18 protein-coding genes are annotated in these 19,139 nt (G+C 66.7%); 6 read left to right on the top strand and 12 right to left on the bottom strand.

Annotated elements, in window-relative coordinates; genetic code table 11:
- Positions 1 to 534: SDR family oxidoreductase (locus tag TVH25_RS07215; protein ID WP_422423696.1), on the top strand; the 534-nt coding region annotated here is incomplete at its 5' end.
- Positions 535 to 589: 55 nt separating this feature from the next.
- Here TVH25_RS07215 and TVH25_RS07210 read toward each other — a convergent pair.
- A complete protein-coding gene (locus TVH25_RS07210; protein ID WP_240952787.1) occupies positions 590 to 1,459 on the bottom strand; it encodes an IclR family transcriptional regulator in 870 nt (289 codons plus the stop codon).
- Between the two features lie 398 nt (positions 1,460 to 1,857).
- Between TVH25_RS07210 and TVH25_RS07205 the strand changes: the two genes are divergently transcribed.
- Positions 1,858 to 3,171 carry a bifunctional o-acetylhomoserine/o-acetylserine sulfhydrylase gene (locus tag TVH25_RS07205; RefSeq protein ID WP_422423695.1) on the top strand — a complete coding sequence of 438 codons (1,314 nt, stop codon included), beginning with the start codon at positions 1,858 to 1,860 and terminating at the stop codon, positions 3,169 to 3,171.
- A gap of 91 nt (positions 3,172 to 3,262) precedes the next feature.
- On the opposite strand, the gene TVH25_RS07200 is transcribed toward TVH25_RS07205, so the two are convergent.
- The 5 genes from TVH25_RS07200 to TVH25_RS07180 form a co-directional block, all read right to left on the bottom strand.
- The gene (locus tag TVH25_RS07200) at positions 3,263 to 3,631 is read right to left on the bottom strand and encodes a hypothetical protein (protein ID WP_206037392.1); all 369 of its coding nucleotides are present in this window, start codon (positions 3,629 to 3,631) and stop codon (positions 3,263 to 3,265) included.
- Positions 3,628 to 4,332 (bottom strand): ABC transporter ATP-binding protein, encoded by a 705-nt coding sequence (locus TVH25_RS07195; RefSeq protein ID WP_169622875.1) that lies wholly within the window; start codon positions 4,330 to 4,332, stop codon positions 3,628 to 3,630. The genes TVH25_RS07200 and TVH25_RS07195 overlap by 4 nt, the downstream gene beginning before the upstream one ends.
- Entirely contained in the window at positions 4,329 to 5,072 is a 744-nt protein-coding gene (locus tag TVH25_RS07190) for an ABC transporter ATP-binding protein (protein ID WP_296549203.1), read from the bottom strand. Before TVH25_RS07190 ends, TVH25_RS07195 begins: the two co-directional genes overlap by 4 nt.
- Positions 5,065 to 7,335 carry an ABC transporter permease gene (locus TVH25_RS07185; protein ID WP_422423693.1) on the bottom strand — a complete coding sequence of 757 codons (2,271 nt, stop codon included), beginning with the start codon at positions 7,333 to 7,335 and terminating at the stop codon, positions 5,065 to 5,067. The genes TVH25_RS07190 and TVH25_RS07185 overlap by 8 nt, the downstream gene beginning before the upstream one ends.
- Before the next feature lie 64 nt (positions 7,336 to 7,399).
- Positions 7,400 to 8,818, bottom strand: coding sequence for an ABC transporter substrate-binding protein (locus TVH25_RS07180; RefSeq protein ID WP_169622872.1), 1,419 nt, complete (start codon positions 8,816 to 8,818; stop codon positions 7,400 to 7,402).
- 266 nt (positions 8,819 to 9,084) lie between these two features.
- Between TVH25_RS07180 and TVH25_RS07175 the strand changes: the two genes are divergently transcribed.
- Positions 9,085 to 10,749, top strand: coding sequence for a class I adenylate-forming enzyme family protein (locus tag TVH25_RS07175; protein WP_422423692.1), 1,665 nt, complete (start codon positions 9,085 to 9,087; stop codon positions 10,747 to 10,749).
- Here the strand turns inward: TVH25_RS07175 and TVH25_RS07170 are convergent.
- Together TVH25_RS07170 and TVH25_RS07165 are read right to left on the bottom strand one after the other, a co-directional pair.
- Positions 10,746 to 11,672 carry an amidohydrolase family protein gene (locus tag TVH25_RS07170; RefSeq protein ID WP_422423691.1) on the bottom strand — a complete coding sequence of 309 codons (927 nt, stop codon included), beginning with the start codon at positions 11,670 to 11,672 and terminating at the stop codon, positions 10,746 to 10,748. The genes TVH25_RS07175 and TVH25_RS07170 overlap by 4 nt on opposite strands.
- Positions 11,673 to 11,724: 52 nt before the next feature.
- Positions 11,725 to 12,249, bottom strand: coding sequence for a ribonuclease H family protein (locus TVH25_RS07165; protein WP_422423690.1), 525 nt, complete (start codon positions 12,247 to 12,249; stop codon positions 11,725 to 11,727).
- 87 nt (positions 12,250 to 12,336) lie between these two features.
- On the opposite strand from TVH25_RS07165, the gene TVH25_RS07160 reads away from it, so the two are divergent.
- From TVH25_RS07160 to TVH25_RS07150, 3 genes are all read left to right on the top strand, one after another.
- Positions 12,337 to 13,272 carry a DNA-3-methyladenine glycosylase family protein gene (locus TVH25_RS07160; RefSeq protein ID WP_422423689.1) on the top strand — a complete coding sequence of 312 codons (936 nt, stop codon included), beginning with the start codon at positions 12,337 to 12,339 and terminating at the stop codon, positions 13,270 to 13,272.
- Positions 13,273 to 13,363: 91 nt separating this feature from the next.
- Entirely contained in the window at positions 13,364 to 13,837 is a 474-nt protein-coding gene (locus TVH25_RS07155) for a MarR family winged helix-turn-helix transcriptional regulator (RefSeq protein WP_169622867.1), read from the top strand.
- Positions 13,838 to 13,918: 81 nt separating this feature from the next.
- Entirely contained in the window at positions 13,919 to 14,428 is a 510-nt protein-coding gene (locus TVH25_RS07150; protein ID WP_169622866.1) for an acyl-CoA thioesterase, read from the top strand.
- A gap of 37 nt (positions 14,429 to 14,465) precedes the next feature.
- Here TVH25_RS07150 and TVH25_RS07145 read toward each other — a convergent pair whose 3' ends face one another.
- From TVH25_RS07145 to TVH25_RS07130, 4 genes are all read right to left on the bottom strand, one after another.
- Entirely contained in the window at positions 14,466 to 15,614 is a 1,149-nt protein-coding gene (locus TVH25_RS07145) for an acyl-CoA dehydrogenase family protein (protein ID WP_422423688.1), read from the bottom strand.
- Between the two features lie 76 nt (positions 15,615 to 15,690).
- Entirely contained in the window at positions 15,691 to 17,208 is a 1,518-nt protein-coding gene (locus TVH25_RS07140) for an acyl-CoA synthetase (protein WP_422423687.1), read from the bottom strand.
- Positions 17,209 to 17,270: 62 nt separating this feature from the next.
- Positions 17,271 to 18,056, bottom strand: coding sequence for an enoyl-CoA hydratase (locus tag TVH25_RS07135; RefSeq protein ID WP_296549193.1), 786 nt, complete (start codon positions 18,054 to 18,056; stop codon positions 17,271 to 17,273).
- 55 nt (positions 18,057 to 18,111) lie between these two features.
- Entirely contained in the window at positions 18,112 to 19,083 is a 972-nt protein-coding gene (locus tag TVH25_RS07130) for an LLM class F420-dependent oxidoreductase (protein ID WP_169622862.1), read from the bottom strand.
- Positions 19,084 to 19,139 lie beyond the last annotated feature (56 nt).

Raw genomic sequence — 19,139 nt, 5'->3', positions numbered from 1 at the left:
CCCCCCCCGGTGCTCGTGAACAACGCCGGTGGGTCGCCCGATTCTGACGCCGCGACCGTCTCGACACGCTTCTTCGACAAGATCGTCGCACTCAACCTGCTCGCCCCGTTCTACGTCGCCCAGGCGGCGAATGCCGTCATGTGCCGGCAGGACGACGGCGGGTCGATCATCAACATCGGGAGCGTGTCGGCACACGACCCGCAGCCCGGTACCGCCGCGTACACGGCCGCGAAGGCAGGACTGCTCGCGCTGACGAAGGCGCTCGCCCTCGAGTGGGCTCCGGCAGTGCGGGTCAACCACATCACCACCGGCCTGATCCGGACCGAAGCCGCAGCGGAGGTGTACGGGGCAGACGGCGGTGCCGCCGTGACGAAGACACTGCCGATGCAGCGCATGGCCGTGCCCTCCGACATCGCGGGTGCATGCCTGTTTCTCGCCGGCCCGCTGGCGTCGTACGTGAACGGAGCAGACCTCGCCGTGCACGGCGGCGGAGAACTGCCCGCGCGGTACATGGCGCTGCACCCGGAACGCTGACGTCGCCCGCCCGCCTTCCGCGGCGAAGTCGCCCTTCCGCCCGGAGTTCTCTGCCCTACCGGCTTCCGGCAGCTTTGGCGACGACCCGGTCGAGCGAGCCTGACGCCGGCAGTGCCGTGCCGGGCGTCTCTTCCCGGTCGTGATCCGGAAAGAGGGTGCGGGTGATCTTGCGGGCCGCGTCGGCGACGATCGGCGCCACCCATTCGAGGCGGGTCGAACGTGCGTCTGCGGCCAGGGACAGCGCCGCGACAGGGCCGTCGACGCCGCGCAGCGCTACGCCCACACATCCGATGCCGGACGCGGCTTCCTCGCGTTCGAAAGCGACACCCCGGCGCTTGCGGATGCGGTTCAGTTCCTGGTGGAGCGTCGCGTTGTCGCCGATGGTGCGATCGGTGCACGGCGGCAGACGCTTGCCGTAGAGAGCGTCGACGCGCTCGGGCTCGAGCCAGGCGAGGATCGCTTTGCCGGATGCGGTGGCATATGCGGGAAAACGTCCGCCGACACGCGACGGGACACTCGACGCGAATTGCCCCCCGACCTTGTCGAGGTAGAGGACCTCGTTGCCGTCGAGGACGGTCAGATGCACGACCGCGCCCGTCTGCAGCGCGAGTTCATGGAGATGCGGCGCTGCCGCCTCTCGGATACGCCGATGCCCTGTGTCGCTACCGCCGAGTCCGAGCGCGCGTGCTCCCAGGCAGTATCCGAACGACGCGTGGTCGATCCACCCGCGCCCGACCAGCTGGTCGAGGATGCGGTGCACCGTCGAGCGGGGAAGCCCCGAACGGCAGGTGACCTCTTCGAGCGTGAGCGCTCCCCTGCTGTCGAAACTCTCGAGGATGAGCGTCATCCGATCGATCATCGAAGGTGGTAGTTCGCGCTTCGCGGGAGTGGGTGCATGCCCGAGCGAGAAGTCGACGGCGGTCAAATTTACCTCCAAAAGCACTGGCCACGACCCTGCGCGCCCCACGAAACTAGAATCTGTTCCAGCACGTTAGCAGGATCACACACGGCTCCGAAAGGGCAACACACAGGCTGTAGGTAGCGTTCACCGGCCAGACCCCCTGACCTGCCCCCGGTTTCCTATGGGCCTGGTCGGAATCGTCGCCAGCCGTTATTGTCGAAGCCGTGAGCAAGACGTACGAGCGGTCGGCACAGCGACCGCACCGTCATGCCTGTCGCCTGTGTATGTGCGGGTGCCCGGCCGGCTGACCGCCCGCACCCACCCCGGCCCCCGCGGACCGCATTCGACGGCGTCGCGCGCGGAGCCGCAAGGTCAGCGTCACGACGACCCGTTCACCTCACCGAATCCGGAGCAGTAGACCCATGAGTGACAACGCCCCCGAAGCAGTCGATCCCAGCGCGTCGTGGAGCTTCGAGACCAAACAGATCCACGTCGGTCAGCCTGCCGGGGGCGACACCAAGGCCCGCGCGCTGCCGATCTACCAGACCACCAGCTACACCTTCGACAACACCGATCACGCGGCAGCGCTCTTCGGTCTCGCCGAGCCGGGCAACATCTACACGCGCATCATGAACCCGACCCAGGACGCGGTCGAGCAGCGCATCGCCTCGCTGGAAGGTGGCGTCGCCGCGCTGCTCCTGTCCTCCGGGCAGGCTGCCGAGACGTTCGCGATTCTCAACCTCGCCGGCTCCGGTGACCACATCGTCTCGAGCCCGTACCTGTACGGCGGCACCTACAACCTCTTCCACTACACGTTGCCCAAGCTCGGGATCGAGGTCTCGTTCGTCGAGGATCCTGACGATCTCGACCAGTGGCGCGACGCCGTGCGTCCCACCACGCGGGCGTTCTACGGCGAAACCATCGCCAACCCGAAGAACCACATCCTCGATATCTCCGGCATCTCGGGCGTCGCCCACGACAACGGCCTGCCTCTGATCGTGGACAACACGGTCGCGACCCCGTACCTGCTGCGTCCCCTCGAGCACGGCGCCGACATCGTGGTGCACTCGGCGACCAAGTACCTCGGCGGTCACGGCACGGCAATCGCCGGCGTCATCGTCGACGGCGGCACCTTCGACTGGACGCAGGGCCGGCACCCCGGTTTCACCACGCCCGATCCCAGCTACCACGGTGTGGTCTTCGCCGATCTCGGCGCTCCCGCGTACGCCCTCAAGGCACGCGTGCAGTTGCTGCGCGACCTCGGCTCGGCGGTCTCGCCCTTCAACGCGTTTCTCATCTCGCAGGGCATCGAAACCCTGAGCCTGCGGATGGAACGCCACGTCGCCAACGCGCAGAAGGTGGCCGAGTTCCTCGAAGCCCGGCCCGAGGTCACCTCGGTGGCATATGCGGGCCTGGAGTCCTCGCCCTGGCACGATCGGGCCGAGCAGCTCACGCCGAAGGGGCCCGGCGCCATCGTGGTGTTCGAACTCGCGGGCGGTATCGACGCCGGTAAGAAGTTCGTCAACGCGCTGACCTTGCACAGCCACGTCGCCAACATCGGCGACGTCCGTTCGCTGGTGATCCATCCGGCATCCACCACCCACTCGCAGCTCACCGCTGAAGAGCAGCTGGCAGCGGGCGTCACCCCCGGCCTGGTCCGCCTGGCCGTCGGCATCGAGAACATCGACGACATCCTCGCCGACATCACCACCGGCCTCGAGGCAGCGGGTTCCTGACACCCTCCGCTCGAACCCACGGCAGGCCGGCCCGCACCACCCCGCGCCGGGGCCGGCCGTTTCGGGCGCCGGGTGTGCCCGGCTCACCGTGTCAGATCTTGTCGCGCGACATGGCCTCGACGATTCGCTCGGTCTGCGCGTTGCCCTCCAGGAGCTGACGCACCAGCCACAACCTCAGAACCTTTGCGACCACCGACGCCACGTAGACGGCCGCGCCGACCAGCGTGAGCGCGATGAATCCCATGCTCAGCAGCTGATACGAGGCGATGTCTCGCAGGTCCGAGAGGGTCAGCGACGCGATGTAGACGACGAATGCGGCTGCCACCCCGATGATCATCAGCACCATGCCGGCAATTCGGCCCTTCCCGCCGGATCCGTTGCTCGTGGTGCCCAGCCCCAGGGCAGCCACATCCTGCTTGAATTGCTCACGTCGTTCGTCGACCGCAGTGGTCATCGTCATCCTCCTAGGTAGCTGGTAGACAGTTCTTCTTCGATCTCCGCCGGATCGCCCGCGCGCACCACGCGTCCCTGCAGCATCAGCGCGGCACTGGTGGCGATGGGCAGGACAGCCCGAGCGAACTGTTCCGCAACGAGAATCGAGACCCCTTCCGCCGCAAGCTCCCCCACGATGTCGTAGATCTGCGAGACGATCCGGGGTGCCAGGCCCATGGACAGTTCGTCGAGCAGCAACACCGTGGGATTCGTCCCGAGCGCCCGCGACAACGCAAGCATCTGCTGTTCTCCACCCGACATCGATCCCGCCAGCTGAGTCCGGCGTTCACCGAGAATGGGGAACCGTGCGTAGGCCACGTCCTCGAGTTCGGCGAGCGTGACACCCGTGCCGGTGGCGATCCACAGGTTCTCTCGCACCGTCAGGTTGGGGAAGACCCCTCGCCCCTCCGGAATCGAGCAGACCCCCAGGCGGGCCAACTCGGCTGCCGATGCCCCGTTCACGACATGTCCGCCGAGCCGGAACTCACCGGACGACACCGGGTGGATGCCGGAGCACACCTTCAGCGTCGTCGTCTTGCCGCCACCGTTGGGTCCGAGCAGCGCGACGACCGCTCCCGGTGCGAGGGCGAGGTCCACACCGTGCAGGACCTCGATGGAACCGTATCCCGCACGTACACCGATCAGTTCGAGCAAGGGTTCGGGACTCATATCGCCTCCTTCTCGGTTCCGATGTAGGCGTTGATCACCGCGGGATCGTTCTTGATCTCGTCGGGAACCCCACTTGCCAGCACTGCGCCGTAATCGAGCACATGGATCGTGGAGCAGATCTTCATCACCAGCGGAATGTCGTGTTCTACCAAGCAGATCGCGAGCCCGTCGTCGGCCAGACCGGTGAGCAACGCGGCGAACTCCTCGGTTTCCTGCTCCGTCTGACCGGATGCCGGTTCGTCGAGCAACAGGATCTGCGGATCGGTCATCAGTGCCCGCGCCACCTCGACGACACGAGCCCGCCCGGTGGGGATGTCGGACACATCCTGATCCGCGATGTCGCTCAGACCCGTAAGTCGAAGCAGCCGATCGGCTTCCGCTTCTACGTCGATCCGCCCGCGCGAGTTCGCATTGTGGATGTCGCCGGCCACCCGCAGGTTGTCCCGCACCGACAGCGACACGAACAGTTCGAGACGCTGGAAGGTGCGCGCGAGCCCCATTCGTGCCCGCTTGTACGGCGGCAGGGTGGTCACATCGCGACCGTCGACGAACACTCGGCCCGCGGTCGGCTTCTGCAGGCCGGTGACGGTGTTGAACAGCGTGGTCTTGCCGGCGCCGTTCGGTCCGATCAATCCGGTCACGGTGCCGCGCCCGATTTCGATACTCACGTCCTTCACGGCGACGTGGCCACCGAACCGGACGGTGATACCGCGTGTTTCGAGGATCGGCGTGTCAGCCATTGGTGACCAGCTCCTTGTCCGCCCGGACAGGCGGGGTCGACAGGTAATCCGAGATCCCGAGTTCACGATCGATCTCGTCACGTGCCTCGGCGCTGTACGGCTCGTCGAGCCCGATACGTTCCGGGATCAGCGGGCGACGTCGCGCGGCCTCTTCTTCGCCGAGCACCGCCTCCGGCATCAGCCACTGGCCCATCACCGGCAGCATGAACACCGTCGCAATCGTGATCGACGCGAACCACCAGTTGTCGAGTACTCCGACGAGCGCGAGCAGGTACGACACCAGGACCACGGCGGCGCCGCCCACCAGGACGGGTTTCGCATTGGCGAGATGGCGGTAGCCCTCGACGACCTGGTGGACACTGCCGCTGGGATTGGCCGCGACACCGATGCCGATCAGCGCCGGGCTCACCGCCGCGACGTGGCAGAGGAACGTCCACATTCCCGCGAGTTCCGGTTGGTCTGCCGCGAGATTCGCGAACGAGGTCATGATGACCGCGAATCCGACCCCCGACATCAGGCCGCCGAAGAGGGCCCCCGATACGTAGCCGATACCGGCCACCACGGTGAGCATCAGCAACGACAGGCTGACCATGATCGAGAAGCTCTCGTTGGACACCGATCCCATCGCGCTCGCCATGAACAGGCCACCAAGGCCGGCGATACCGGCCGAGAGCGTGAACACACCGAGCTTGAGCCGGACGAGGCTCTGTCCGAGCATCGCCGACGCGGCGGGGCTGTCCTTCATCGCGGCGAGGCGGCGTCCGTAACCGCTGTTGCGCAGAGCGATGACACCGACGCCGAGCACCGCGAAGATCACCGTGACCGTCATGAGGAAGACGGTGTCGTTGCGCAGGTCCAGCGGTCCCACCTTCAGCGGCGGAATCGCGATGTTCCCGTCGGTGAAGATGGAGAACTTGATGCCGAACAGTTCGTGCACGGTGGTGTCGCGCAAGACCATGTTGGACAGGAACACTCCGAATGCCATGGTGGCCAGCGCCAGGTACAGCCCTCGGAGCCGAAGCGCCGGCAACGCGATGAGGCCACCGACCACCGCGGTCGCGGCGACCCCCAGCGCGACACCCCACAGGTTGAGGTGGGCTGCCAGTCCTGTGCCGGAGATCCCGAAGTGGAACGCCACGATGGTGGCGATCGCGCCGAAGGACACCGGTGCCAGGTTCATCTCGCCTGCGTAGCCCGTCAGCAGGGTCAGCGACAGCGCGATGATCGCGAAGGTCATGCCGATCGTGAGCGTGGTGATCGCCGACGTGACCATCAGAAGCCGGATCGCGTAGACGATCACCACCAGAGCCACCGCCCACGCGACAGCCTTGCGCACCGACGGCACGTGGTAGCGCTCCCTGGTTCGGGTGACCGCTCCGCGCAGACGGTCCTGCGGCAGCACGATGAGCACGACGAACAGCGCGATCATGGGCAGGGACACCCGCAGGTTCGACGTCCACGTCCACGCCGTCGGGAAGTACGCGAGCACGTAGGTCGCGGCCAGGCCGAGGAACAGAGCACCGGCGAAGGTCCGCGGAATACTCCGCAACCGGCCGAACATCGCGGCGGCGAACGCATCGATCACCAGCAGCGTCAGCATGTTCGCCTCGAGGGTGCCGCCGTTGATCGGGGTCACCAGGATGCCGGCGAGCACGGCGAGCGTCGAGCCCAGCATCCACGACAGTGCGGCGAGCCGGTCCGGGTCGTGTCCGTTGAGCCGCAACAGATCCGGATCGTCGACCACGCCGCGCATGGCCACACCGGAGCGGGTGCGGGTGAACATGACCCGCAACCCGATCGCGATGAGGACAGCGACCGCGATGCAGATCAGTTCGTGGTATCGGATTCCCACCCCGAAGATGTCGATCTTGGCTTGGTCGCCGAAGAACATCGTCATCGTCCGGGCTTGCTCGGGATGCCAGAACCAATGTGACACCGACAGCATGCCGAGCAGAATCGAGACCGTGACGACGATCTTGGTGACCTCTGCCGTGTTGCGCATGCCGCGCATGATGAGGACGTAGAGCGCCAGCCCCATCAATGGTCCGAGGACTCCGAGCACGAGAAGCAGCGCCACCGGGGTGGGCAGTCCCCAGCCGTAGCGGAATTGCCAGTATGCGAACGCCCCGAGCATGGCCTGCGCACCGTGTGCGAAGTTGAAGATGCCCGACGTGTTGTAGGTGAGAACGAGGCCCGACGCGGCGATGGCGTACACCGATCCGAGCACCAACCCCACGATCGTGAAGGTCAGGAAGGTATCCATGCAAGTACCTCTGCTCGAGGGTACCGGCGGTCGCGAATCACGCCGCCGGCACCGGTCGAACGGATCAGGCGGTCGGCCTGATGACGTTCGGGTTCAGGTATTTCGTGGAGATGCGGTCCGGGCCCAGGTCGGTGCCCCATGTCTTCGCGTCGGTGGCGACGAGATACCGGTCGTCACATTTGAATTCGGCGGCTTCCGCGGGGAACGCCTGTGAGTACTCAGCGCCCTTCAGGGACACGACGAGACCGCACGTGGCGGGCATGTTGTTGCCCGGATCGGTGACGGCGTGCAGCCCGCCGCCGTCCCACTCGTGGATCTGCGAGAGTTGGTCGACCATGCACTGGCGGGTCAGGTCCGATCCGCATTCCTTCGCGGCCGTCGCCCACAGCAGGAACGACGAGGTGGCCTGCATACCGAGGAGTGCGGTCTTGCCGCCGGCTTCGGCGACGAGTTCGGTGTACTTCTTCACCGCCGGGACGGCGTCCGTGTTCTCGAGCATCTGGAACGTCATGCCGGCATGCATGTTGTCGAGCAGTCCGGTCTCACCGTTCCAGGTGGGAACGGCATTGGCGTACCAGGTGGCCTCGCCGAGGAGGATCGGATCGATGCCGACCTGGTCGAGCGCCTTGACGAAGTTGAACTCGGCGGGCACCGGCGAACGTGAGGTCCACAAGCCCTTGGCACCGCACTGCTTGATCTTCTCGGCGAACGGGACGTAGCTCGATTCGCCGTCGTAGTTGAGGGTGACACCGCAGTTCTTCAGCGTGAATCCGGCCGCTGCGGCGATCGAGCGAGCCTTGGTGTTCGCGGTGATGATCGTGGGCATCGTGCTGTCGATGACATCGAATTCACCGACGAGTTCGGGGTACATCTCCGCGATCTGGAACCACTGCGACCCGTTCGCGTAGTCGACGGGGAACGGAACACCCTGATAGGTCATCGGCCCGTTCGCCGCGTCGGGCGAGACGGTGAATGCCGGGACGGCCGCGAGGTTGCAGGCGACCCGGGTCTGTTCCGAGGTCTGATCCATCGCGAACCCGTGGCCCACCAGCATGAACTCGGAGGCGCATGCGTTCTGCATGACAGCGTTGGCCTGCGTCATCGCGGCATCGAAATGGGTGCCCACGATCCGGCGGCCGTTGATGCCGCCCTGCTCGTTGCACCAGTCGATCATGGCGGCGACGGCGTCGCCCATCTCCTTGTTCAGGCCGGGGCTCTTCGCGAACCCACGGTCGTCTCCGTAACCGATACGGATTTCGGTATCGCTCACACCCTGGTCGGTGGACCCGCCGGCATCACCTGCACCACAGGGCGATTCGAGAGTTCCGAAGGTCGCCTCCGATGCCGCGGCCGACTGGCCGGCGACAGTAGGCGATCCGGCGGACACGACTGCCTCGCCTTCCCGGTCGGAGGCACAGGCGGACGTCACCACCATCGCGGCCGCCAAGGCCGCCACCAGTTTCGTAGTAGAACTGCGTTTCACTGCGAGGTCTCCTTGGTCTCGACCGAGCCCCGCTCGAATACAGTGGACGGCGAGGGCCGAAGCATCACATCGGCGTGTCGGGTGACGCGAAGGTAGCCAGCGCATCGTGCCCGACCTCGGGCACTCCCGGTGAGTGAGACCTGATAGTGACCGTCACCACAGGTCCATCCACTCAGTGGTACGGCTCACTTCCGGGAAGGTGGGCGGCGTGGCATCTTGTGCGTCACGTGACACGAGTAGTCGTCGGCAACCGGAAAGGCTCGTCCATGACAGCACCCGCAGATCTCCAACAGATGCTGATTCAAGTCACTTCGAAACTCACCGGGCCCGGTGGACGATTCGAGGTCGTCGAAGAGGACGTGCGCGGAAACCGGATGCCGGTGATCCGGAATCGGGACCGGAAGGTCGGCGATCTCGTCGCCGCGTCGAAGGCGTGGGGTGACCGGGACTACCTGATCACGCTCGATCGACGGATGTCGTTCGCCGAGCACGCCGACGCTGTGGCGGCGGTGGCCACCGCGATGCGCGACGAGTACGGCGTCGGCAAAGGCGACCGGGTCGCGCTCCTCGGCGCCAACTCCCCCGAGTGGATCGTCGCCTTCTGGGCGTCGCAATGCCTGGGTGCCGTCGCCGTCGGCCTCAACTCCTGGTGGACGGCGTCCGAACTCGCCTACGGTGTCGAACTCGTGCGGCCGAAGGTCGTCGTGACGGACGCCAAGCGTGCCGACGTGCTCGCCCAGACGGGCCTGTCGGGGTTCACGGTCCTCACCGTCGAAGACGACCTGCCACGGCTGGTCGCCGAGCGGACCGGAGCGGAACTTCCCACGTCCGACGTCGACGAGGACGACCCCGCCGTCATCCTGTTCACGAGCGGGACGAGCGGACGCCCCAAGGGAGCTCTGCATTCTCAGCGCAACCTGCTGGCCGTGGTGGACTACCACCGCTACTCGGACGCGATGGTCGCGCACATGTACGGCCGGACCTACGACGACTCCGTGCCCAGCGACAACCGGTATCTCCTGACCTCGCCGTTGTTCCACATCGCGAGCCTCCACAACCTCGCGGTGCCCAGGCTGGCCACGGGCAGTGCCGTCGTGATGACCGAGGGCCGCTTCGACGTCGATCAGGTCTTCGGGTTGATCGAGCGCGAGAAAGTCACCAACTGGGGTGCGGTGCCGACCATGGCCGCACGCATGCTCGAGCACAAGGACACCGACCGTTACGACCTGTCGTCGCTGTCTGCGTTCGCACTGGCCTCCGCGCCCTCGTCGCCGGCCTTCAAGAAGCGGCTGCGCGAGAAGTTCCCGTTTGCGGACCAGGCTCTTGTGGACAGCTACGGCCTCACCGAGTGCAGCACCGCGGTCGCCGTAGCCACCGCGGGCGAGCTCGAGGCGTTCCCCGGAACCCTCGGACGACCGATCCTCACCGTCGCGATGGAAATCCGCGATCCTCTCGGTGACGTGGTGCCCGAGGGCGTCGAAGGTGAAGTCTGCGTTCGCAGCCCCTTCGTGATGCTGGGGTACTGGGAGGACGAGGCGGCGACCGCCGCGGCGATCACGGAGGGTGGCTGGTTGCGCACCGGAGACTTCGGTGTACTCGAGCAGGGACGGCTGAGGCTGACCGGCCGACGCTCGGATCTGATCCTTCGCGGCGGGGAGAACGTGTACCCCACCGAGATCGAGCAGGTGCTCGACGAGCATCCCGCAGTCCAGGAATGCGCGGTGGTCGGCGTCGATCACGAGGATCTGGGGCAGGAGGTGGCGGCAGTGGTCGTGCTCCATCCGGGCTCCGACGTCAGCGAACAGGACCTGCGCGATTTCTGCGCGGAACGTCTTTCGTACTACAAGGTGCCCGCACACTGGCGGATCACCGGCGACGCACTCCCCCGAAATGCGACCGGAAAGATCCGGAGACGCGATGTGACCGTCTAGGAACGGGACGGCCGGCCAGGGTCACCCTGCCCCGGCGAGCGGCCGCGTTGATCGATTCCGAACAGCGCGGCCGCGTTGTCGTGGCACACCGCCCGAAGCCAATCCGAATCCGGTGCGACACGTGCGAGTGCCTCCAGTTGATGGAGATACGTGTAGGGAATGTTGGGAAAATCGCTTCCGAGAAGGATTTTCGACCGCAGGACGTCGAGCCTCGGCAGAGCCTCCCGAGGAAACGGCGTGTCCTCCTCGACGAAGTCGGTGAACGCCATCGTGGTGTCCAGGTGGACCCGCTCGTACCTCTCCGCGAGATCGAGGAAGTCGACGTATTCGGGTAGCCCCATGTGCGCCACGATCACCGTGAGTTTCGGGTGCCGCCGCAGCAGTTCCGCCATCGGCCCCGGTCCCGTATGGGTGCCGGGCGCCGGTCCCGATCCGCAGTGCACGACGATCGGCACCTCGGCGTCCTCGAGCAGTCCCCACACCTCGGTCAGCAGCGGATCGAGGGGTGTGTAGTCGCCGACCTGCAGGTGCGACTTGAACACCTTCGTCCCCGCGTCGAGCGCAGAAGTGACATACGCGCCCGCCCCGGGTTCGGGATAGAAGGTCGAGGTATGGAGGCAACCGGGAGTGCGGCCGGCGAAATCGGCTGCCCACGAGTTGAGCCACGCCGCCATGTCGGGCTTGTGCGGGTACACCATCGAGGTGAAGCACCGCACCCCGAACGCCCGCAGTCGCGCGACCCGCTCTTCTTCGCTGGTCCGGTACGAAATCGGCCAGTGCCGGCCCACCAACGGCCCGGCCGAGTCGAAATATGCCCACACCTTGTCCATGACGCTGGTGGGCATGAAGTGGGTGTGCACGTCGACGAGTTCGTCGAGGCCGTGTTCCCGCCGGAACCGCGCGATCTGATCAACCTCGCTCATGCCGCGACCGTACCCGAGCGGCCTCGAGCGACGTGCCGGGCCGCACACCTCGTCAGAAGAGCGTGAGTTCGACGTCTTCGGCTCTGGCCGTCTCTGCCCGCGCCACCGCGCGCGGCAGCGGGTCGGGTACCTCGATGGGCCCGGGCCGGGCCGCGACTTCCCGGGCCGCCTCGCCGGCGAGCGTGTCGGCGACTTCGTTGAAGTGGTTGCCGACATGACCGCGTACCCAGCGGAACCGCACCGGTCCGGCGCGTTCGACGAGTTCGCGGTCGATGGCACGCACGAGTTCGATGTTCTTCACCGGCGATCCCGTGGACGTCTTCCAGCCCTTGCGTTTCCATCCGGGCAGCCACTCGGACGCACATTTGATGGCGTACTGCGAGTCGGATTCGATGATCATGGGCTCGGTACCGGGATGCGCACGCAGTGCCTCGAGCACCGCACGGAGTTCGGCGATCTGGTTGGTACCGGAGCGTTCACCCCCCGATGCACTCGGTCCTTCGTGATTGACCCACGCCCATCCGATGGCGCCGCCTGGATTACGCAGGCAGGATCCGTCGGTGCTCACGATGATCATGTCGCCGACCATAGCCTTTCCGTCCGACACCGGGAAACCGTCGCGGCCGTCACAGAAGTCCGACCGCTACAGAGGTACGGTAGGTCGGTGACCGCGTCCGTCAACGATGCCGCACCTGTCGACACTCTCGTGAGGGTGCCCGGGCCCGTCGACGTCGCACAAACCCTACGCCCGCTGCAGCACGGACCCCGCGACCCCTGCCACCGCCGTGACGGAAGTGCCCTCTGGCGTGTGTCGCGCATGGAGACGGGTCCCGTGACCTACCGGATCACGCAGGCCGGGACCGATTCGGTCCGTTGTCTCGCGTGGGGCCCCGGCTCCGGGGAACTGCTCGATCGGCTTCCCGCACTCCTCGGCGCCCACGACGACCCGTCCGGATTCGCTCCCGCTCACCCTGCGCTCGCCGAGGCGCACCGCCGCATGCCCGGTCTGCGCATCACTCGCACGGGCCGCGTACTCGAAGCACTCGTCCCCGCCGTCCTCGAGCAGCGGGTGCACGGCATCGCGGCGTTCGCCTCCTGGCGTCACCTGGTCACCCGCTTCGGAGAGCCCGCACCCGGTCCCGCACCGCAGGGCATGCGGGTGCCGCCGAGCGCGGAGTCGTGGCGGCGAATTCCCTCGTGGGAGTTCCATCGCGCGAACGTCGACCCTGCGAGGGCAAAGACCATCGTGCGGTGCGCCCAGCTGGCCGACTCGCTCGAGCGTCTCGTCGACGACGATCCCGTGCGAGCGCGTCGCGCACTGCGTTCGGTGCCGGGCATCGGGGTCTGGACAGCCGCCGAAGTCGCGCAGCGGGCCTTCGGCGACGCCGACGCCCTGTCTGTCGGCGACTATCACCTCGCCACGGTCGTCGGCTGGGCACTGCTCGGTTCGCCGCTCGACGACGCCGGCATGGTCGAGTACCTCGAACCCCTTCGGCCGCATCGGTATCGAGCCGTGCGGCTGCTCGTCGAATCCGGAGGATATTCGAGCGTCCCGCGGCGAGGCCCGCGTACCGCGGTCACCGATCACCGCCGTCACTGATCGTCAGCGCTGTCACAGCCGCCACGACCACAGCCGTCACCGATCGGCACGATTCCCGCCGCCAGATTGCCGACCTCAGGGAGGTGTACGAATGTCCGACCCCGACAACTATCCCGTGCCGACCCGGCTCGACCATCTCCCGAGCTTTCTGCTGACGCAGTCCGCCATGCGGGTGCACCGCGTGGTGTTCGACCGTCTCGATGCGGCCGGCGCACGCGGCCATCACTACCGGATGCTCTCCGCCCTCGACGAATTCGGCCCGTCCAGCCAGGTCGAACTCGGACGCCGATGTGGTCTCGACCGGAGCGACGTCGTTGCATGCATCGACGCACTGGCCGACCGCATGTACGTCCGGCGCGCCTCCGACCCCAAGGATCGCCGGCGCAACATCGTCAGTCTCACGCGGAAAGGCCGCGACCGCCTGGCAGAACTCGAACGCGTGCTCACCGCCGTGCAGGACGAAGCTTTCGCGCCGCTCGACGCCGACGAACGCGAGCAACTCGTCGCCATGCTGACGAAGATCATCGACCACCACGTCCACCTCACATCCGAGCGGCGGCCGTAGGCGCGCACACCGGCGACAGTCGTACGCTGGATAGGTGCGATCGGCAGAGATCCTGCAGGTCCCGCGCTCGAAAGGATCCCGGTGGAAGCAAAAACCTGCAGCGAATCACGAGTTGTCAAGACCAATAGGGTCTTTCCCAACGACGTCAACGATCACAACACCCTCTTCGGCGGGAAGTTGATGAGTGATATCGACATGACCGCGTCGATTTCGGCGACCCGCCACAGCCGCGCATCCGTGGTTACGGCCTCGACCGACTCTGTGGCGTTCCTCGCACCTGTGCACCAGACCGACTCGGTGTGCCTCGAGTCGTTCGTCACCTGGACCGGTCACAGCTCGATGGAAGTGTTCGTGAAGGTGACCGCCGAGAATCTGCGCAGCGGAGACCGCCGCATCGCGGCGACTGCCTTCCTGACGTTCGTGGCGATCGACGACGACGGGCGACCCACCGCGGTGCCGCCGGTGATCCCGGAGTCCGACGAGGAGCGAAAGCTCAACGCCTCCGGAGAGGCGCGCGCCGAACATCGCCGGGCGCACCGTCGCCAGAGTCAGGAAATGGCTGCGTACCTCACCACGAGAAGGCCGTGGTGAGGTAACTCGCCCATCGAAGCAACCACGCGGCCCGCTGCTACAGCGACCGTGCGATGAGCACCTTCATGACTTCGTTCGCACCTGCGTAGATGCGCTGTACCCGGGCGTCTTCGTACATCCGGGCGATGAGGTACTCCCGCATGTAGCCGTAGCCGCCGTGCAGCTGGACACACCGGTCGACGACCTCGCACTGCTTGTCGGTGAGCCAGTACTTGACCATCGCCGCATCGGCGGGGTCGAGGCGGCCGCGCAGGTGCTGCTCGATGCAGTGGTCGAGGAAGATGCGGCTGGTGCGGGCGATGGTCTGACACTCGGCAAGCTCGAACGCCGTGTTCTGGAATTCGAAGAGGCTGTGCCCGAACGCTTGTCGCGCCTTGGTGTACCGAACGGTCTCGTCGACCGCGCGCTGCATGGCGCCGCCCGCCTGCGCGCCGATGATCAGACGTTCCTGCACGAGTTGCGCCATGAGCTGCGCGAAGCCCTGTCCTTCTTCGCCGAGCAGGTTCGACACCGGCACCCGCACGTCCGTGAACGACAGTTCCGACGTGTCGGCGGCATGCTGCCCCACCTTGTCGAGCACGCGCCCGACCGCGAAGCCCTCACAGTCGCGCAGATCGACGATGAGCAGCGAGACGCCCTTGGCACCGGCCTTCGGGTCGGTCTTGACGGCGAGGACGATGACGTCGGCCGACGACCCGTTGGTGATGAACGTCTTCGACCCGTTGACGATGTACTCGTCGCCGTCGCGGATCGCGCTGGTCTTGATCGCCTTGAGATCCGAACCGGCTCCCGGCTCGGTCATGCCGATCGCACCGAGGATCTCGCCGGTTGCCATCCCGGGCAACCAGGTCCGCTTCTGCTCCTCCGTGCCGTACTCCAGGATGTAGTGCGCAACGATGCCGCTGTGCACGGAGATGCCGAGCGCGAGGTCGCCGGAGTATCCCTGCGCTTCGAACACGGCGAGGTCGTGCGCGAACGTGCCGCCGCCACCGCCGTACTCTTCCGGAACCGAGCACAGCAGCAGCCCCAGCTTGCCTGCCTCGAGCCATACGTGGCGGTCGATGCAACGCTGCTCGTCCCACTTCTCCGCGTGCGCCATGACCTCGCGTTCGAAGAAATCGCCCGCCAGTTCCGACAGTGCCCGCACCTCGTCGTCGTGCCACGACGGCACGTGCTTGTTCCTCATGTGTCCCCTTCGTTGATGACCCGCCGGAACGGCTGGATGTCACAGTGTCGCCCGGCGTGCTCGACGCGGCCTCCGGTCAGACGGCGCGCAGTTCCCGCTTGAGCAGCTTGCCGCTCTGGTTGCGCGGGAGAGTATCGACGAAGCGGACGATCTTGGGTACCTTGAATGCCGCGAGCCGGTTCCGCACGTGGTCGACGAGTTCGCACTCGGTGACCGTGTGACCGTCCTTGAGCACGACCACCGCGGTGACCGCCTCGATCCACTTCTCGTCGGGGGTCCCGATGACGGCGACCTCCGCAACGGACCCGTGCGTGTAGAGGGCGTCCTCCACCTCACGGGAGGCGACGAGGATGCCGCCGGTGTTGATCACGTCCTTGATCCGGTCCACGACGGTGATGTACCCCTCCGGATCGCGCGTGACGAGGTCACCGGAGTGGAACCAGCCGTCGCGGAAGGCTTCCGCGGTCGCATCCGGGTTCTCCCAGTAGCCGAGGCACAACTGCGGCGACCGGTAGAGCACTTCACCCGGTTCGCCGTCGGGAACGTCGTTCCCTTCGGCGTCGACGACGCGGGTCTCGACGAACAGCACCGCGCGCCCGCACGACGAGGGGCGGTCGGCGTGTTCGTCGGGCCCGAGCACGCAGGCCAGGGGGCCGATCTCGGACTGGCCGAAGCAGTTGTAGAAGCCCAGGTCGGGGTAGCGCTCGCGCAACCGGTTGAGCACCGTGACCGGCATGATCGACGCGCCGTACTGCGCTTTGCGCAGCGACGAGAGATCGCGCGTGTCCAGATCGGGATGGTTGGCCAGGGGGACCCACACGGTGGGGGCGAGGAACAGCGATCCGATCCGCTCGGATTCGACCAGGCGCAGGATCTCCGGGATGTCCGGGGCCGGCAGCAGGGTGATCGTCGCGCCGACCGCGAGGTACGGCAGCAGGAACACGTGCATGGCCGCCGAGTGGTACAGCGGCATGCAGATCAGCGGGTTGTCGTCGGCGCGCAAGTCGAGGGCGACGATCGACGACGTGTACTCGTGTACCAGTGCGCCGTGAGTCATCATGGCGCCCTTGGGCTTCGACGTGGTTCCCGAGGTGTACAGCAGTTGCACGAGATCGTCGGCGGACGGCGCGGCGTCGAGTGCCGGCACGGGACCGTCCGTCGCCTCGCTCAGCAGCGACGCGTCCTCGTCGCGCAGTGCGAGCACGTGCTCGGCGGGAACGTCGGACAGAACGCGGTCGAGTTCGCCGCGCAGCGCCGGATCGACGAGCACAGCCTTGGCCCCGGACTGCGCGAGGAGATAGGACAACTCTTCGCCGCGCAGCGCGTAGTTGATCGGCACGTGCACGAGACCGGCGCGCGCCGCCCCGAGGTAACCCAGCACATACGCGTCGGAATTGGTGCCGTACCCGGCCACGCGATCGCCGGCGGTGAGGCCGAGGGACAGCAGACGCGCGGCGGTCCGGGACACGGCGGCGTCGAGTTCCCGGTAGGTGAGGCTGCGATCGGCGAACCGCAACGCCACACGGTCGGGGAACCGGGCGGCGGAACGGTGCACTACAGCGTCGACGGTGTTCGCACGGGGATCGGAACTCATGCGGGCAACGTTATAGGACGTCCAACAATTGGTCGAGACCTAGCGCTCGATAAGCGCCGCGGTCACCGTCCCGTCCACACCGGCGCACGCTTGTCGACGAACGCGGACATACCCTCCTGCGCGTCGTCGAGGACGGCGTTGGTCGCCATCGTCTCCGCCATCGCCTCGTACGCGGCGTCTTGAGGGAGTTCGATCTGCCGGTAGAACGCCTCCTTGCCGATCCGCACCGTCACCGGCGACGCGGCCGCGATCTTCACCGCGAGTGCCGTCGTCTCGGTGTCCAGCGCCTCCGCCTCCACGACGAAGTTGACCAGGCCCCAGTCCGCCGCCGTCCGGGCATCGATCATGTCGCCCGTGAGCAGCATCTGCAGTGCGCGTTTCCGCCCGACGGCCCGGCTGACCGCGACCATCGGTGTCGAGCAGAACAACCCGATCCGTACGCCGGGTGTTCCGAACTCCGCACTGTCCGCAGCCACCGCGAGGTCGCATGCGGCGACCAGTTGACAGCCCGCCGCCAACGCGGGCCCCTGCACCGACGCGATCACCGGCTGAGGGATCGCCTGCACGGTCTTCATCATCTCGTTGCAGGTCTCGAAGATGGCGCGCTCTTCTTCGAGGGTGCGCCCGATCATGTCCCGCAGATTGTGGCCCGCGGAGAACGCCGGCCCCTCCGCACGGATCACGATCACCTTCGTATCCGAGGACAGTGCGATCAGCCCCGCGATCACCTCGCGCATCGTGTTCACGGACAACGTATTGCGCTGCCGGGCGTTGTTCAGGGTGAGCACGCCGATTCCACTGGCCTCGTCGACGGCGACGAGTACGGGCGCGGTACTGGTGTCGGTCATGCTCCCAGCCTGCCGGACCGGCCCGGCCCGCACCACCGCGACACTCGGTGAGAACTCAGCGCGGGGCGAGAGCGCGGATCATCGGCGCGGGATCCTCGGAGGGCAGAAGCGCGATCGCCGGCGTCGTCACGCCGTTGTCCATGTAGCGCTCCACGTGCTCACGGCATGCTTCCGGAGGACCGTGCACCACGAGATCGTCCACGACCCGGTCCGGGATCGCCTCGAGTGCCCCCTTGCGGTCACCTTCGGCCCACAGCCGCCACATTCCCGCGAAATCGTCCGACCGTCCGAGGAATTCGTGAAAGGCGCGGTAGACCGGAACGTTCATGTACGCGGCGATCATGCGGCGCCCGATCGCGCGGGAAGTCTCTGCATCCATGCCGGGGAGCACGAAGATCCGCGCGACGATCTCCTTACCGGCGCCGCCTTCGTCGACATACGGGGCAACGGTGCGCACGTCGTCGGCGGACAACCAGTTCACGATCGCACCGTCCGCTTCCCTACCCGCCAGCCTGAGCATGCCCGGACGCAACGCAGCGAGCAGAACCGGCGGCGCGGGGTCCGGGACGAGGCCCGCACGGAAGCCCTGGACCGAGAAGGTGTCGTACTCGTGGCTCACCTTCTCACCGGCGAGGGCGGACCGCAGGAACCGCAGGGTGTCGCGGGCGCGCTTGAACGGTTCCTCGAACGGGATCCCGTTCCACTTCCCGACGATCACGTCGGAGGACGTACCTACACCCAGCACGAACCTGCCGGGCGCCGCGGCCGCGAGAGTCGCGGCAGACATCGCGAGCGTGGCCGGCCCGCGGGTGTACACCGGCACGATCGCGGTGCCCAGGCGGAGGGACGGCGCCCAGGTGCTCGCCAGCGCGAGGGGCGTGAAGGCGTCCGCAGCCCCCGCCTCCGACGACCAGACGTCGGTGTAACCGAGGTCCGGTAATTCCTCGATCACCCGTCGCTGCTCGGAGAAGGGAATGCCGTCGAGCGGAATGGTGAGGCCCCACCGCCGTGTCGTGTTGTCCGTCATGGGCGACACCCTAGTCATCATGTGGCCCCTGTCACCCGGTGAGCTGTCCTCCCCGG

It is taken from the genome of Rhodococcus sp. 7Tela_A2 (assembly GCF_049311045.1).
Classification (GTDB): Bacteria; Actinomycetota; Actinomycetes; order Mycobacteriales; family Mycobacteriaceae; genus Rhodococcus.
Note: the sequence above shows the minus strand (reverse complement) of the source record. Positions and strands in the feature narration are given on the sequence as shown.